This is a genomic window from Pantoea sp. S61, from assembly GCF_016625145.1.
In the GTDB taxonomy this organism is placed as follows: Bacteria; Pseudomonadota; Gammaproteobacteria; order Enterobacterales; family Enterobacteriaceae; genus Pantoea; species Pantoea rwandensis_B.
Window position 1 is genome coordinate 107352 of record NZ_JACVUO010000017.1, and the last position, 16497, is coordinate 123848.

Here is a 16497-nt window from a genome sequence, read left to right on the forward strand (position 1 = left end):
TTTCACAAAGCGAGCGTTGCAGCGGGTTGCAGGCACAAAAAAGCCCCGCGATGCGGGGCTTAATTATCAGACTGTTTCGCTTACTCTTTACCGCCGCGAGACGCACGCTTACGGTCGTTCTCGGTCAGGTGACGTTTACGAATACGGACTGACTGCGGAGTCACTTCTACCAGTTCGTCATCATCGATGAACTCGATAGCCTGCTCCAGCGTCATTTTCTGCGGTGGAACCAGAGTGGTCGCTTCATCAGTACCTGACGCACGCATGTTGGTCAGTTTCTTACCGGTCAGGCAGTTAACTGTCAGGTCGTTAGAACGGCTGTGAATACCGATGATCTGGCCTTCATAAACCTCAGCACCGTGACCCAGGAACAGCTTACCGCGATCCTGCAGGCTGAACAGTGCGAATGCGACTGCTTTACCCTGGCCGTTTGAGATCAGTACACCGTTCTGACGCTGGCCCACTTCGCCTGGACGCACATCGTCGTAGTGGCTGAAGGTGGAGTACAGCAGACCAGTACCTGAAGTCATGGTCATGAATTCGTTACGGAAGCCGATCAGGCCACGGCTTGGGATCATGTAGTCGAGACGTACACGGCCTTTGCCATCTGGATCCATATTTTTCAGGTCGCCTTTACGCTCACCCATCGCCTGCATCACTGAACCCTGGTGGGTTTCTTCGATGTCGAGGGTCACGTTTTCGAATGGCTCTTGTTTACGGCCTTCGAATTCGCGGAAGATTACTTTCGGACGGGATACCGCCAGCTCGAAACCTTCACGACGCATGTTCTCGATCAGAACAGACAAGTGCAGCTCACCACGACCAGACACACGGAAGGCGTCTGAATCTTCGGTTTCTTCAACGCGCAGTGCTACGTTGTGTACCAGCTCTTTGTTCAGACGCTCCAGGATCTGGCGCGAAGTCACATACTTACCTTCTTTACCGCAGAAAGGTGAAGTGTTGACGTTAAAGAACATGGTTACGGTTGGCTCATCAACGCTCAGGGCTGGCAGCGCTTCAACCTTCTGCGTGTCGCAGATGGTGTCAGAGATGTTCAGCTCGCCCAGACCGGTCACAGCGATGATATCGCCTGCTTCAGCCTCGGCGCTCTCGATACGTTCCAGACCGAGGTGGCCCAGTACTTTACCGACTTTACCGTTACGGGTTTTGCCTTCGCTATCAATGATAGTGACTTGCTGGTTCGGCTTGATTTTACCGCGCTTGATGCGGCCAATGCCGATAACGCCCAGGTAGTTGTTGTAGTCCAGCTGCGAGATCTGCATCTGCAGTGGGGCTTCAACTTCAACCTGTGGTGGAGAAACACGATCCACAATCGCCTGGTACAGCGGGGTCATGTCGTCTGCCATGTCGTTGTGATCCAGACCGGCGATACCATTCAGCGCTGACGCATAAATGATAGGGAAGTCCAGCTGCTCGTCAGTCGCGTCGAGGTTAACGAACAGGTCAAACACCTGATCAACAACCCAATCAGGACGCGCGCCCGGACGGTCAACTTTGTTGATGACTACAATCGGCTTCAAACCATGAGCAAAGGCTTTTTTGGTTACGAAGCGGGTTTGCGGCATAGGGCCATCCATCGCATCTACAACCAGAAGCACCGAGTCCACCATGGACATAACACGTTCCACTTCACCACCGAAGTCGGCGTGTCCTGGGGTATCAACGATGTTGATACGGTAGTCGTTCCATTTGATGGCGGTGTTTTTTGCGAGGATGGTAATCCCACGCTCTTTCTCCAAATCGTTGGAGTCCATTACGCGCTCAGTCGCTTCGGTACGAGCATCAAAAGTACCGGACTGTTGTAACAGCTTGTCAACCAGGGTGGTCTTACCATGGTCAACGTGCGCGATGATGGCGATGTTACGCAAATTTTCGATCACAGCTTTGCCTCAGGCATTATAGAAATAACGCGGTATTGTACACGGATTAAGCGAAAGACTGAACATGATCACAGTATTCCCTTAAAGTTTCTCTTAGTGCTGTTTTTTAGCACCAATAACGGTGCATTAATCTGCACTGCGATGGGATTTTGCACCTTTTTGGGGCGATAATTGATCTGTGAAGCACCAAATTAGTGCGAATCATCCATACTGGTGCAGTGACCGACTCACGAAAGAGCGCGTCACAGCGCCATTTTTACCATTGTAATAAAGTTGGCACAGAATTCGCTTTATATCTTTCAAGCGAAAACGACAGTTATACAACGGTTGAAAAGAGCTTGCCGAGATCTTGGTTAGGGGTGGTCAGTAAGCGTGACACATTCCAGGCAACGAAGTTCTCTCACCATGACGATTATGACCATTTCCAGGAGAGTTTAAGTATGTCCGCTGAACACGTCCTCTCGATGATGAACGAGCACGAAGTTAAGTTTGTTGACCTGCGTTTTACCGATACCAAAGGTAAAGAACAGCACGTTACTATCCCTGCTCACCAGGTTAACGCTGACTTCTTCGAAGAAGGCAAAATGTTCGATGGCTCATCCATCGGTGGCTGGAAAGGCATTAACGAATCAGACATGGTGCTGATGCCGGATGCGACCACTGCGGTTATGGACCCGTTCTTCGAAGATCCAACGCTGATCATCCGTTGTGACATCCTCGAGCCAGGCACGCTGCAGGGCTACGACCGTGACCCACGCTCCATTGCTAAACGTGCAGAAGAGTTCCTGCGTTCTTCAGGCATCGCGGATACCGTGCTGTTTGGACCTGAGCCAGAGTTCTTCCTGTTCGATGACATCCGTTTCGGTTCTTCTACTTCAGGTTCACACGTCGCTATCGATGATATCGAAGCCGCATGGAACACCGGTAAAGAATACGAAGGCGGAAACAAAGGTCACCGTCCAGGTCTGAAAGGCGGTTACTTCCCGGTTCCACCTGTCGACTCAGCTCAGGACATCCGTTCTGCTATGTGTCTGACCATGGAGCAGATGGGTCTGGTGGTTGAAGCTCACCACCACGAAGTTGCAACAGCAGGTCAGAACGAAGTGGCTACCCGCTTCAACACCATGACCAAAAAAGCTGACGAAATTCAGATCTACAAATACGTGGTGCACAACGTTGCTCACGCGTACGGCAAAACAGCAACCTTCATGCCTAAGCCAATGTTCGGCGATAACGGTTCTGGTATGCACTGCCACATGTCCCTGTCAAAAGGCGGCGTGAACCTGTTCTCTGGCGACAAGTACGGCGGCCTGTCTGAAACTGCTCTGTTCTACATCGGCGGTATCATCAAGCACGCTAAAGCGATCAACGCCCTGGCTAACCCAACCACCAACTCGTACAAGCGTCTGGTCCCGGGTTACGAAGCACCTGTTATGCTGGCTTACTCAGCACGTAACCGTTCAGCTTCAATCCGTATCCCAGTGGTTGCGAGCCCGAAAGCACGTCGTATCGAAGCACGCTTCCCGGATCCAGCGGCTAACCCGTACCTGGCCTTCACCGCGCTGCTGATGGCGGGTCTTGATGGTGTTATCAACAAGATCCACCCTGGCGATGCGATGGACAAAAACCTGTATGACCTGCCTCCGGAAGAAGAAGCTGAGATTCCAAAAGTTGCAGGCTCTCTGGAAGAAGCACTGAACGCACTGAACGAAGACCGCGAGTTCCTGACCCGTGGCGGCGTGTTCACTGATGACGCAATCGACGCGTACATCGAACTGCGTAAGCCAGAAGTTGACCGCGTGCGCATGACTCCGCACCCCGTTGAGTTCGAACTGTACTACAGCGTTTAATTTAAAAAATTTCAGCGCATTTCACGCCGCTTATTGGCGGCGTAAATAACCTGAACGTTTTTTTGTTGCCGTGGAAACTTTAGCCCATCTCCGGATGGGCTTTTTTCACCGCGAATTCATCGTTCGAATGATAGTTTTCAGTCCCAAAAGGCTATAATGCACTAATTTAGTGCAGAGGAACGCTGTATGGCAACTGGCACATTGCCCGACGCGGGGCAGATTCTTAACTCTCTAATCAACAGTATTTTGCTGGTCGATAACGATCTGGTTATCCATTATGCCAATCCGGCAGCGCAGCAATTACTGGCACAAAGCTCACGCAAATTGTTCGGCACGCCATTACCGGAATTAACCGGCTATTTTTCGCTGAATATTGAGGTGATGAGCGAGAGTCTTGGAGCAGGCCAGGGCTTTACCGACAGCGAAGTGACGCTAGTGGTCGATGGCCGCGCGCACATTATGTCGCTGACCGCACAGCGTCTACCCGATGGCCTTATCCTGCTGGAAATGGCGCCGATGGATAATCAACGCCGTCTCAGCCAGGAACAGCTGCAACATGCTCAGCAGGTCGCCGCACGTGATTTAGTGCGCGGACTGGCGCATGAAATTAAAAACCCGCTCGGAGGTTTACGCGGCGCCGCGCAGTTATTAACGCGTGCTCTGCCCGATCCTTCGCTGCATGAATACACCCGGATTATTATCGAACAGGCGGACCGCCTGCGTAATCTGGTTGATCGTTTACTGGGGCCCCAACAGCCCGGTATGCACGTCACACAAAGCATTCATCAGGTGGCGGAGCGCGTGGTGAATCTGGTCTCGATGGAGCTGCCGGACAATGTCTCGCTGGTGCGTGATTACGACCCGAGCCTGCCCGAACTGCCACACGATCCCGATCAGATTGAACAGGTGCTGCTCAACGTGGTGCGTAATGCGCTGCAGGCGCTGGGTGACGATGGCGGCACTATCGTAATCCGTACCCGTACCGCGTTTCAGCTGACGCTGCACGGCACCCGTTATCGTCTGGTGGCGCGTATCGATATTGAAGATGATGGCCCTGGGATTCCTGCTCAGCTACAGGACACGCTGTTCTATCCGATGGTGAGTGGTCGTGAAGGAGGAACCGGTTTAGGTCTCTCCATCGCCCGCAGCCTGATCGATCAGCATTCAGGAAAAATAGAATTTAACAGTTGGCCAGGACACACCGAATTCTCGGTTTACCTGCCTATTCGCCAGTGAGGTTTCTATGCAACGAGGGATAGTCTGGATCGTCGATGACGATAGCTCCATCCGCTGGGTGCTTGAACGTGCGCTCACTGGAGCCGGTTTGAGCTGCGCGACATTTGACAGCGGCAATGAAGTGCTGGATGCACTCTCAAGTAAAACCCCAGATGTATTGTTATCAGATATTCGCATGCCAGGCATGGATGGGCTGGCGCTGCTGAAACAGATTAAACAGCGTCACCCGATGCTGCCGGTCATCATTATGACGGCGCATTCGGATCTTGATGCCGCCGTCAGCGCTTATCAACAAGGCGCGTTCGATTACCTGCCAAAGCCGTTTGATATTGATGAAGCGGTCGCACTGGTTGAACGTGCGATCAGCCATTATCAGGAGCAGCAGCAGCCGCGTAATCAACCGGTGAGCGGCCCGACTACGGACATCATCGGCGAAGCGCCGGCGATGCAGGATGTGTTTCGCATCATTGGCCGTTTGTCGCGATCGTCCATCAGCGTGCTGATTAATGGTGAATCGGGTACCGGTAAAGAGTTAGTGGCGCATGCACTGCATCGCCACAGCCCGCGTGCCAAATCACCGTTTATCGCGCTGAATATGGCGGCGATCCCGAAAGACCTGATCGAATCCGAATTGTTCGGGCATGAGAAAGGGGCCTTTACCGGGGCGAATCAGATCCGTCAGGGCCGTTTTGAACAGGCCGATGGGGGTACACTGTTTCTTGATGAAATAGGTGACATGCCGCTCGACGTGCAAACCCGATTGCTGCGCGTGTTGGCCGATGGCCAGTTCTATCGCGTGGGCGGCTATGCACCGGTGAAAGTGGATGTGCGTATTATCGCGGCAACCCACCAAAATCTCGAACTGCGCGTGCAGGAAGGCAAGTTCCGTGAGGATTTATTCCATCGCCTGAACGTGATTCGTGTGCACTTGCCGCCATTGCGCGAACGTCGCGAGGATATCCCACGTCTGGCGCGTTACTTCCTGCAAGTCGCCGCGCGTGAGTTGGGTGTTGAGGCGAAGATTCTGCATCCGGAGACTGAAACAGCGCTGACGCGTCTGCATTGGTCCGGTAACGTGCGCCAACTGGAGAATACCTGCCGCTGGCTAACCGTGATGGCTGCAGGACAGGAAGTGTTGATTCAGGATCTGCCACCAGAGCTGTTTGAGTCAAGCACGCCGGACAATCCGGTACAGTCGCTGCCGGACAGCTGGGCCACCCTGCTGGCACAATGGGCGGACCGCGCGCTGCGTTCCGGTCATCAAAACCTGCTCTCTGAAGCGCAGCCGGAGATGGAGCGCACACTGCTCACCACCGCTCTGCGTCACACTCAGGGTCACAAGCAGGAAGCCGCACGTTTACTGGGTTGGGGTCGTAATACTCTGACGCGTAAACTGAAAGAGCTGGGAATGGAATAAGTGAGAACCAGGGGAGCGCGATGCTCCCCTGATTTTTATATCACCCGCGAGAACTGCTGCATGCGAGCCTTTTGACGCAGATAGCGATCAAAGCACATGCAAATATTGCGAATCAGTAAACGCCCAATTCCTGTGACCTGCAGGCGACGACCACGCTGTTCCAGCAAGCCATCTGCCATCAATGGCGCCAGTAACGCTAAATCTTCCGCAAAATAGGCTTCAAAAGTGATGGGCCATTGCGCTTCAATTGCCGCAAAATCTAATGAGAAATTGCAGATCAACGTCTTGATGACATCACGGCGCAGGCAGTCATCGTCACTCAGTGTCAAACCACGCCATAGCGCGTTCCCACTCTGCTCTACGCTAGCATAGTAAGCCTTTAGCTCTTTTTGGTTCTGCGCATAACTGTCTCCCAGCATACTGATCGCCGAGACACCGAATCCCACCAGCTCGGTTTCGCCTTGCGTGGTGTACCCCTGAAAATTGCGGTGCAGTTCACCCGCACGCTGCGCGATGGCCAGCTCATCATTCGGTTTAGCAAAGTGGTCCATCCCGATGCACTGATAGCCTGCATCGGTCAAGGTGCCAATGGTTTGCTGCAGGATTTGCAGCTTCTGTTCCGCACCAGGTAGCTCTTCATCTTTGATTTTGCGTTGTGCAGCAAACAGCGTCGGCATGTGCGCGTAATTGAATACGCTGAGACGATCGGGATTAAGCGCGATGACTCGCTGTAAAGTGAAGGCAAAGCTTTCGGGCGTCTGCAGCGGCAGGCCGTAAATCAGATCCAGGCTCACTGAGCGGAACCCTCGCGCACGCGCTCGTTCGACCAACCCAAAGATATTCTCTTCATCCTGCACGCGGTTGACGCGCTCCTGCACCGCTTTATTAAAGTCCTGCACACCCATACTCAGGCGATTGAAACCTTTAGCACGCAGATGATCGATCATCTCCAGCTCAATTTCGCGTGGATCGACTTCGATAGACATCTCAACATCAACAGCAATGTCAAAATGGCCACGCAGCAGCGCCACCAGCCGGCTGACCTGAGCTTGATTGAGAAAGGTTGGCGTACCACCGCCCCAGTGCAACTGCGTGACGCGGCGTCCGGCAAACAGCGGCGCACGCTGGCGAATTTCCTGCTCCAGCACATCCAGATAGCGATCGGCCTTGTGCAGCTGGCGCGTCACAATCTTATTGCAGCCGCAGAAGTAGCAGAGGCGATGGCAGAACGGAATATGGACATACAGCGACAGGGAGCGTTGAGGATAGCGTTCAACCGCAGACTGGAAGCTGGCCTCGCCAAAGTTCTCATTGAACTCCAGCGCAGTGGGGTATGAGGTGTAACGCGGACCCGCGTAATTGTATTTTTCAATCAGCCGCTGGTCCCATTCAATCTGCTGCGATGACATGCTCACTCCTTACGGTGACGTCGTTTGAGAGAGGGTCGCGTTGCAGAAGAGGAGAGATAGCGGTGAGCCGTACGCCGGCGTAAACGCGACTTCAGACGCGACAGGCGACGAAGTTTAAACAATAACCACAGGAGATAACATGTCAGCAGCAGCGCTAAAATTGATCCAGGCCAAAGCATCAGCGAATACCTGTTTAGCGCGGCATGCGCAAAAGCGCATGCCGATCAAAAATGACTTAGTTGCCTTTTAACAAGCGCATCATATCGACTTCGGCTTGTTCATCTTCAGCACCGTCATCCAACGCGATACCGAGGGTTTCCATCAGTTCGTCAATGCGATCCAGCGTTTGATCGAGCCATGCCTGATCTTCAGCGCTGAGTGTCTCACCGCTTTCCAGACGATCCAGTAAGGTGTCCAGACGTTCATCATTTTCCAGCTTCGCCAGCTCTTCTTCCGGCGTCGAACGAACTTTTTCCGCTTTCGGTTTGGCTTTCGCTACCGGCTTTTTCTCCGGTACAGTTTTACCATCGGCCACCAGCGCAACCGGTTTTTTACTGCCGGTACGTGGATCGGCATTTTTCTGACCCTGGCCTTTGCCAGCGCCTTTGGTTTCCGGGTTAGCACGGCTGCCCGCTTTATGGCCGCTGTGCTTTTTATCGCGTTTACGATCGCGTGCTTCCTGGTTCAGTTCTTCACGCGATTTGCGTTTGGCTTTAGCAGCAGGTTTGCCACGCTGGGCTGGTGCAGGTTGCTTCATGGTGTCCGGTCTCGGCGATTTTTCTTCAGTATAGAATTGCGGCGAAATCTAGCAGAAAGATGACAAAGAAAAAAGGCGATAGCCTATGCTATCGCCTTATTTCGCACCTTCTAATGAAGGAATAACGGTATAAATCCTTTACAGCTCTCAACGTCCCGGTTGCTCCTTCGCCTCATCGCTCCTGCGAGTAATCCTTTTCCTTGTCCGACTCATACCTGAATCACATCCTGCCATGCTCCTGGTCATCCCCGACACTCCTGAGCGCATCATCCTGATGGGTGCTGCCGTGCACTGACACCAAATGTAGACCAATCAGTAAAATGAACAAGTGAGACATGTCTTTAATTTAGAGCGGTAATTTTCAATACCTATTTATCTTATTGAAAATATTACACTATCTAACATGTGAATATTCTATTAATCGGTAATGGCTGGCAGTAATTATCGTCGATCTCTTACAAAATGGCGCGTTAAGACGCTATCGGGCACTTTTGCGCCATAACAGGTATAATCAGCCCAATTGACCGAATCACTTTGCTGGAGCTTTACTTTGTCTGCTTTGAATTATCACATGACCCACTTCGTGCTCAGCGCCCCGGATATTCGCCATTTACCGGCAGATGCGGGCATTGAGGTCGCGTTTGCCGGACGCTCTAACGCAGGCAAATCCAGCGCGCTGAATACCATCACCAATCAGAAAAGCCTTGCGCGTACCAGTAAAACGCCAGGTCGTACTCAGCTCATCAACCTGTTTCAGGTCGTCGAGGGGAAAACCCTGGTCGACTTACCCGGTTATGGCTACGCCGAAGTCCCGGAAGAGATGAAACGTAAATGGCAGCGTGCGTTGTCTGAATATTTGCAGAAGCGCCAGGCACTGAAAGGCCTGGTGGTGCTGATGGATATTCGCCATCCGCTGAAAGATCTCGACCAGAATATGATTGAGTGGGCAGTCCAGAGCGGCATCCCTGTACTGGTGCTGTTAACCAAAGCAGATAAGCTGGCATCTGGCGCACGTAAAGCGCAGCTCAAACTGGTGCGTGAGGCAGCATTAGGCTTTATGGGTGATGTGCAGGTAGAGATGTTCTCATCACTCAAGAAGATCGGCGTTGATATTGTTCGTCAGAAACTGGATAGCTGGTTCAGTGAACTGGAACCGGCGCAAGAAGATGAAGAAGCCCCTTCTGCGTAATGTGAAGCGCGGGTTTACGACCCGCTTTTCAGAAAAAGCCCAATAAAAAACGCCCCAGTCATAAATGACTGGGGCGGCTAAATATTCAGCCAAATCCGATTACGTGAAGTAAAAGGTCTGAAAGATAGAACATCTTACCTCTGTACCCTACGCGATGAACTTTACCTGATTTTTCCTGACCAACAAAGGGTTTTTTGTTGTTAAGTTTCAGGATTCCACATCTTTTTTACCGGGTTCGTCACACTTTGACTTAAGGCATGTAGTTTAATTACTAAAAAAATGCTTAGCCGATAGGCAGTTACAAAATGCGCATTTAACAAGCGGCTTTGCATCGTTGCTGAACCGATTAAGTAAACTTTTTTCTTATGACGATGTCAGCGGCATTGATATACCGCCGACAATGTTTTCTTAGTGCGCCTGATCCCAATTATCGCCCGTTCCGACTTCAACCTGCAGTGGAACATCCAGCTTCATGCTGCCCTCCATCAGCTGACGGATCGTCGCACTGGCACTCTCTACCGCATCCTTATGGATCTCAAACACCAGTTCATCGTGTACCTGCATGATCATTTTCACGGCATCATCCTGCTGTTTCAGTAACCAGCCATCCACGGCGATCATCGCGCGTTTGATAATGTCCGCTGCGGTGCCCTGCATCGGGGCGTTAATCGCCGCGCGCTCTGCTGCCTTACGGCGAATAGCGTTGCTGGAGCTGATATCCGGTAACCACAGACGGCGACCATCCAGTGTCTCCACATAGCCCTTCTCTGCCGCCTGAGTGCGCGTCTCTTCCATGTAACGCAGTACGCCCGGATAACGCTCAAAATAGAGATCCATATACTTTTTCGCTTCGCCTGCGCCGATGTTGAGCTGGCGCGACAGACCGAAGGCGCTCATGCCGTAAATCAAGCCAAAGTTAATTGCCTTGGCACTTCGGCGTTGCTCACCTGATACCTTGCTCAGCGCAACTCCAAAGACTTCTGACGCCGTTGCGCGGTGAATGTCTTCACCCTGTGCAAACGCATCCAGCAGGCCTTTATCCTGCGACAGATGCGCCATGATGCGCAGCTCAATTTGCGAGTAGTCAGCCGCGACGATGCGATTATCTTTACCCGCAATAAAGGCCTGACGAATACGACGACCTTCATCGTTACGCACTGGGATGTTTTGCAGATTGGGATCGGTAGATGAGAGACGCCCGGTAGCCGTGACCGCCTGATGATAGGAGGTATGCACGCGGCCAGTCATCGGATTGATCATCAAAGGCAGTTTGTCGGTATAGGTCGACTTCAGCTTAGACAGGCCACGATGTTCCAGAATCACTTTGGGCAGCGGATAGTCGAGCGCCAGTTCAGCCAGCACTTCTTCGCTGGTAGACGGTGCGCCGCCAGGGGTTTTCTTGGTAGGCTTGATGCCCTGCTTTTCAAACAGAATGGTCTGCAGCTGCTTGGTGGAGGAGAGATTAAACGGCTCACCTGCCAGCTCATGCGCTTTCAACTCCAGTTCCGCCAGACGCGTGGTCAGCTCCTGCGAGTGTTTGGCCAGAATGTTTTGATCGATCAACACGCCGTTGCGCTCAATGCGTGAAATCACAGTCACCAGCGGCATTTCGATATCAGTGAAGACCTGTTTGGGACCCGCTTCCTGCTCCAGCTTCGGCCACATTTTAAGATGCAGCTGCAACGTGACGTCTGCGTCTTCTGCTGCGTAATGAGCGGCCTGCTCAATAGCAATCTGGTTGAAGGTCAGCTGATTTTTTCCTTTACCGGCAATCTCTTCGAAGGTGACGGTTTTATGGTTCAGCCAGCGCGAAGCCAGGCTATCCATATCATGTTTACCGCCGACGCTGCTCAGGCAATAGGATTCCAGCATGGTGTCGAATTTAATGCCGTTCAGCTCAATATCGTAGTTCTTCAGCACGCCACGATCGTATTTGAGGTTCTGGCCGACTTTTGCAGATTTAGCGTCTTCCAGTAACGGTTTTAGCTGCTTCAACACGTCATTGCGATCCAGTTGGGCTGGCGCATCAAGATAATCATGAGCCACCGGAAGATAAGCCGCTTCACCCGGCGCAACCGCAAAGGAGAGGCCGACAATGTTGGCACTCCAGCTATCCAGAGAATCGGTTTCCAGATCGAAGGCAAAAAGTTCTGCTTTTTTCAATTTTTGCAGCCACTCGTCGAAGGTTGCCTCATCGAGAATAGTGACGTAGCCGTCAGATGACAGCACGCTGGCTGTTTCAACAGCCTCAACCGCAGATTCAGTAGCCAGTGATTTCTGTGCCTGCACATTGCTCTTTTTGCCTTGCAGCCAGCTACCGTCCTGTAAATCGCTGATCCAACGTTTAAATTCATAGCGGCCGAAGAGATTCTGCAGTTTTTCAACGTCCGGCTCGTTGACGGTGAGTTGCTCGCAACCCAGTTCCAGTTCTACGTCAGTCTTAATGGTCGCCAGCTGATAGGACAGGAATGCGACCTCGCGGTTCTGCTCCAGCTTCGCTGCCATGGTCTTCGCGCCACGGAACGAGAGGTCCGCCACTTTATCCAGATTGTCATAAATTGACTGCATACCGCCTAAGCCTTGCAGCAGCGCCTGTGCAGTCTTCTCACCTACGCCAGGCACACCCGGAATGTTATCCGAGCTGTCACCCATCATGGCGAGGAAATCGATAATCAGTGAAGGTGGCACACCATATTTCTGCTCGACCTCTTCCGGGCCCAATACGGTATTAGTCATGGTGTTAATCAGCGTAATGCCCGGCGTGACCAGCTGCGCCATATCTTTATCGCCAGTGCTGATCAGCACCGCACGGCCCTGCTTTTCTGCTTCCAGTGCCAGAGTACCAATCACATCATCAGCCTCAACGCCAGTCACCGCCAGCAGCGGTAATCCCATCGCTTTGACCATCTCGTGCAGCGGCTCGATCTGTGCACGCAGATCGTCGGGCATTGGCGGACGATGCGATTTGTAGTGCTCGAATAATTCATCGCGGAAAGTTTTACCTTTCGCATCGAAGACCACGGCCACATGGCTCGGCTGATACTGCATCAGCAAACTTTTCAGCATGTTGAGCACACCGTACATCGCGCCCGTGGGCTCGCCTGCACTGTTGGTCAGCGGCGGAAAGGCATGATACGCCCGGTAGAGATAAGAGGATCCGTCTACCAGAATCAGGGGATTTTCTGCAATTTGCGCCATAGGTTCGTATTTTCTTCGTTGCGATAATGAGGGCTATAAGGATGCCACAACCAGAGAGGAATGTTGAATCAGAGCAGGGTTGTCAGGATCTTTTTCGTCGTTACGCGGAGTGGATCGCAAGGATCGGTCTGTGGATAACTTTGTGCGTAAAATTCATAACGTATTGTTATTTACGCTTATTGCAATCATTTTACAGATAAAAGTTATTGTTTTTCAATTTGTTATTAACTTACCGTGATGAAGTGCGCCTTTTTGAAAAGGTGATCGTCCATGTGGATATTAAGCGGAGGGTTAACAGGGATATCATGATTACGTCATCAGTAAGGGCGTAAAACGCCGACATCGCCGGCGTTTATTCGCGCTTAATTACTTCTTCTCAACCAGGAATTTCACTACGTTGGCGTAATCGGCAACGAAATTGTCCATAGAGCTGGTATCCAGACCGCCGTTGTTCACCATATATTTGCCGTTCACGAAGATGGCTGGCACGCCCTGAAGATTAAGATCGGACGCCGCTTTCTGCTGCTGTGCAACCAATGCTTTCACCGCAAAGCTATTCCACGCTGCATCATAATCTTCTGACGAGATACCCGCCGCCTGGATGAAGGTGGCTTTCAGGCTAGCCGCATCGGTGATGGTTTGGGTTTTCTGAATACCGTCGAAAATCGGTGCAGTGACTTTGCTTTCCACGCCCAGCGCCATCGCTACCGCCCAGGCTTGAGTCACAACAGGACCAAAGTCTCCGCCGAGGAAATCAACGTGATATTTAGTCACTTTAGTGTCTGCTGGCAGGTTCTTTTTCACGGCATCACTCACGTGATAGACGCGTTCGAACTGGTAGCAGTGCGGGCAGAAGAAGGAGAAGAACTCCAGTACCTGTGGCTCACCAGCAACCGGCTTTGGCAGTGTGACGAATTGTTTGCCGTCATTAAACTGTGCCGCTGAGGCGCCAAATGCCAGCATTAAACCTACCAGCGCAAACATAATCTTTTTCATCGTGAAAAAATCTCCTGAGTACTTCATTAAAATTGCGGGCTAAGCTGCAACGGGGGTTGATGTAACAGCCTCTCCTGCTCGATAAATAGTGCAATCTGTCGGCGCCAGAAATCCTCATCGGTCATCCAGGGAAAGGCGCGCGGAAAAGCCGGGTCCTGCCAGCGGCGAACCACCCAGGCCAAATAATAAACCATGCGCATAGCGCGTAAAGGCTCAATCAGTGACAATTCATGTAAATCAAAGTCACTGAATTCATTATAAGCTTCCAGCAGAATATCCCACTGAATCAGCTGTTCCTGACGATCGCCGTTTACCAGCATCCACAGATCCTGCACTGCAGGCCCGTTGCGCGCATCGTCAAGATCGACAAACATCGGTCCATCGCGCCACAGGATATTACCTGGATGGCAGTCGCCATGCAGCCTGAGCGGCTGCCATTTATCATGCCAGCGCTGCTGTAAGGTGCCGATAAGTTTATCAACGGCGTTCAGCAGCGCATCCTTCAGGGCAGCCGGTACCAGCGTGCTTTGCTCCAGCTCCTGGCGAGGTTGTAAGACATACTCTTCCAGGCCGAACGTTGGCCGCTGTTGAAACAGGCTTTGGCGACCCGTTTGATGGATACGCCCGAGAAATCGGCCCACCCACTCCATCTGTTCTTCATTATCGGTTTCATACTGTCGCCCACCCAGGCTTGGGAAAACGGCAAACATAAAACCGGCATGGTGGTTAAGCGTACTGCCCTGCAATGCCAGTGGTGCAGCAACAGGTACTTCATCGGCCAGCAGATCATGCGTGAACTGATGCTCTTCCAGAATTTGTTGCGCACTCCAGCGTTGTGGCCGATAGAACTTAGCCACATAGCGACGTTTGTCGTCATCACTAAACTGATAGACACGGTTTTCGTAGCTATTGAGGGCGGTTAAGCCGGATTCGACACGCAGACCCGCATCCCAAAGTGCATCCAGGATGACATCGGGGTCCAGCGTCTGGAAATTAAAGGCGGCTTCGCTCATCATTTTGCCTGTGTGTTACCGTTGCAAGGAATGCGCAAGGATAACACTACTCATCATCCTTAATCACACCGCGTGCACGTAATAGCGCGGTTTTGAAGTCCACTTCATAATCCTTTTTCAGTCCGGGAATTTCCGCATCGCAGCCAGCGTCACGCATTTTGAGATGGTAAATCAATATGTCATCGGTTAATTCACTTAATGGGCCACTGAAGCCTGATTCCTGCGCCAGTTTCTGTAAAAATGCCAGCAGGTTAAGGTCTGACTCCTTTTGCCAGGCCGGTTGCAGGAGTTCAAACAATTCATTAAGTCGGTGATATTTCATCATTGATTCCTCTATGCAGTGGTAGGCTGCCGTTATGCAAGTATCGTCCAGTTTGATCAAGGAGACGAAAATGACCGCATTTACCGGCGTGATCCTCGCAGGTGGGCAAGGCAGTCGTATGGGCGGCCAGGATAAAGGGCTGCTGGAGTTGCAGGGCAAACCGCTTTATCAGCACGTTCTGCAGCGTTTGATGCCACAGGTCAATATTGTGTTGATAAGCGCCAACCGTAACATTGATCGTTATCAGGCTAGCGGTTGTCAGGTCGTTACTGATTCGATGCCAGATTACCCCGGTCCGTTGGCAGGCATGTTAAGTGGCTTGCAGCACAGTAAGACCGAGTGGGTCGCCTTTTGTGCCTGTGATACGCCCTGGTTACCGGAGGACTTCGTTGCACGTTTATGGCAGCAGCACGGCGATGCGCCTGCGGTTTGGGTAAGATCAATTCTGCGCGATCATCCTGCCCTGGCGCTGGTGAATCGATCATTAGCGGAAGATCTTGAAGCCTGGCTGCTGCGGGGTGAGCGGCGTTTAATGCAGTTCTTACATGAACACGGTGGGCATGCGGTGACGTTCGCGGATCCTGAATCTGCGTTTCGCAATATTAATACGCCGGACGATTTGGTTGATGAGGAGAAGCACTGATGGGTATGCCATTACTGGCTATTGTCGCGTGGAGCGGCACCGGTAAAACCACCTTGCTGCAGCAGGTGATTCCTCTACTCAAGGCGCGTGGCATCCGTACTGGATTAATTAAACATACCCATCATCGAATGGACATCGATACGCCGGGAAAAGATAGCTATCTGCTGCGAAAAGCGGGTGCCGATCAGGTGATTGTTGCCAGCGATCAGCGCTGGGCGCTGATGTGCGAGACCCCACATAAGCCGTTGGGTCTGACGGAACTGACCGCGCGGATGGATCATTCTGCGCTGGATCTTGTGCTGGTTGAAGGCTTTAAAGATGAACCTGTAGCCAAAATCGCGCTGTGGCGGCGTGGTGTCAAAGGTGAAGTAGCTGATTTACTGGATGGATATGTGATTGCGCTGGCCAGCGATGAGAAACTGGCGATCGACTACCCTCTTCTTGATATTAATCATCCGCTTAGCGTGGCTGATTTTATCGAAAACTGGCTAAGAACGGGTCAGTAAGCGGGAGGATTTTTGCGGGACTGGCTGAATTTCAGACGTAAAATCTCCTGGCTACAGACG

13 protein-coding genes are annotated in these 16497 nt (G+C 52.0%); 6 read left to right on the top strand and 7 right to left on the bottom strand.

Features of this window, described 5'->3' with window-relative positions:
* Positions 1 to 80: 80 nt before the first annotated feature.
* A complete protein-coding gene (typA, locus tag IAE30_RS24135) occupies positions 81 to 1901 on the bottom strand; it encodes a ribosome-dependent GTPase TypA (protein WP_034823899.1) in 1821 nt (606 codons plus the stop codon).
* Positions 1902 to 2341: 440 nt separating this feature from the next.
* On the opposite strand from typA, the gene glnA reads away from it, so the two are divergent.
* The 3 genes from glnA (at position 2342) to glnG (ending at position 6404) form a co-directional block, all read left to right on the top strand.
* The gene (gene glnA, locus IAE30_RS24140; protein WP_034823901.1) at positions 2342 to 3751 is read left to right on the top strand and encodes a glutamate--ammonia ligase; all 1410 of its coding nucleotides are present in this window, start codon (positions 2342 to 2344) and stop codon (positions 3749 to 3751) included.
* 186 nt (positions 3752 to 3937) lie between these two features.
* Complete coding sequence (glnL, locus tag IAE30_RS24145) at positions 3938 to 4987, top strand: nitrogen regulation protein NR(II) (protein ID WP_045833659.1); 1050 nt, start codon at positions 3938 to 3940, stop codon at positions 4985 to 4987.
* Positions 4988 to 4994: 7 nt separating this feature from the next.
* On the top strand, positions 4995 to 6404 hold the full coding sequence (glnG, locus tag IAE30_RS24150) for a nitrogen regulation protein NR(I) (RefSeq protein ID WP_034823905.1): 1410 nt from the start codon (positions 4995 to 4997) through the stop codon (positions 6402 to 6404).
* Positions 6405 to 6439: 35 nt separating this feature from the next.
* Here glnG and hemN read toward each other — a convergent pair whose 3' ends face one another.
* Positions 6440 to 7813, bottom strand: coding sequence for an oxygen-independent coproporphyrinogen III oxidase (gene hemN, locus IAE30_RS24155; RefSeq protein WP_200681126.1), 1374 nt, complete (start codon positions 7811 to 7813; stop codon positions 6440 to 6442).
* A 235-nt stretch (positions 7814 to 8048) separates the two neighbouring features.
* On the bottom strand, positions 8049 to 8570 hold the full coding sequence (gene yihI / locus IAE30_RS24160) for a Der GTPase-activating protein YihI (RefSeq protein ID WP_200539394.1): 522 nt from the start codon (positions 8568 to 8570) through the stop codon (positions 8049 to 8051).
* A gap of 550 nt (positions 8571 to 9120) precedes the next feature.
* Between yihI and yihA the strand changes: the two genes are divergently transcribed.
* Positions 9121 to 9759 (top strand): ribosome biogenesis GTP-binding protein YihA/YsxC, encoded by a 639-nt coding sequence (gene yihA / locus IAE30_RS24165; RefSeq protein WP_038644003.1) that lies wholly within the window; start codon positions 9121 to 9123, stop codon positions 9757 to 9759.
* Between the two features lie 408 nt (positions 9760 to 10167).
* Here yihA and polA read toward each other — a convergent pair whose 3' ends face one another.
* The 4 genes from polA to IAE30_RS24185 all read right to left on the bottom strand — a co-directional run bounded on the left by polA (position 10168) and on the right by IAE30_RS24185 (position 15288).
* The gene (polA, locus tag IAE30_RS24170) at positions 10168 to 12957 is read right to left on the bottom strand and encodes a DNA polymerase I (protein WP_200539393.1); all 2790 of its coding nucleotides are present in this window, start codon (positions 12955 to 12957) and stop codon (positions 10168 to 10170) included.
* Positions 12958 to 13323: 366 nt separating this feature from the next.
* Positions 13324 to 13953, bottom strand: a complete 630-nt coding sequence (dsbA, locus tag IAE30_RS24175; RefSeq protein WP_038644001.1) for a thiol:disulfide interchange protein DsbA — start codon at positions 13951 to 13953, stop codon at positions 13324 to 13326.
* Positions 13954 to 13979: 26 nt separating this feature from the next.
* Complete coding sequence (locus tag IAE30_RS24180) at positions 13980 to 14966, bottom strand: serine/threonine protein kinase (RefSeq protein ID WP_038643999.1); 987 nt, start codon at positions 14964 to 14966, stop codon at positions 13980 to 13982.
* Positions 14967 to 15012: 46 nt separating this feature from the next.
* The gene (locus IAE30_RS24185; protein ID WP_038643998.1) at positions 15013 to 15288 is read right to left on the bottom strand and encodes a YihD family protein; all 276 of its coding nucleotides are present in this window, start codon (positions 15286 to 15288) and stop codon (positions 15013 to 15015) included.
* A 70-nt stretch (positions 15289 to 15358) separates the two neighbouring features.
* On the opposite strand from IAE30_RS24185, the gene mobA reads away from it, so the two are divergent.
* Positions 15359 to 15931 (top strand): molybdenum cofactor guanylyltransferase MobA, encoded by a 573-nt coding sequence (mobA, locus tag IAE30_RS24190; protein WP_200539392.1) that lies wholly within the window; start codon positions 15359 to 15361, stop codon positions 15929 to 15931.
* Positions 15931 to 16437 (top strand): molybdopterin-guanine dinucleotide biosynthesis protein MobB, encoded by a 507-nt coding sequence (mobB, locus tag IAE30_RS24195; protein ID WP_200539391.1) that lies wholly within the window; start codon positions 15931 to 15933, stop codon positions 16435 to 16437. Before mobA ends, mobB begins: the two co-directional genes overlap by 1 nt.
* Positions 16438 to 16497: the final 60 nt, after the last annotated feature.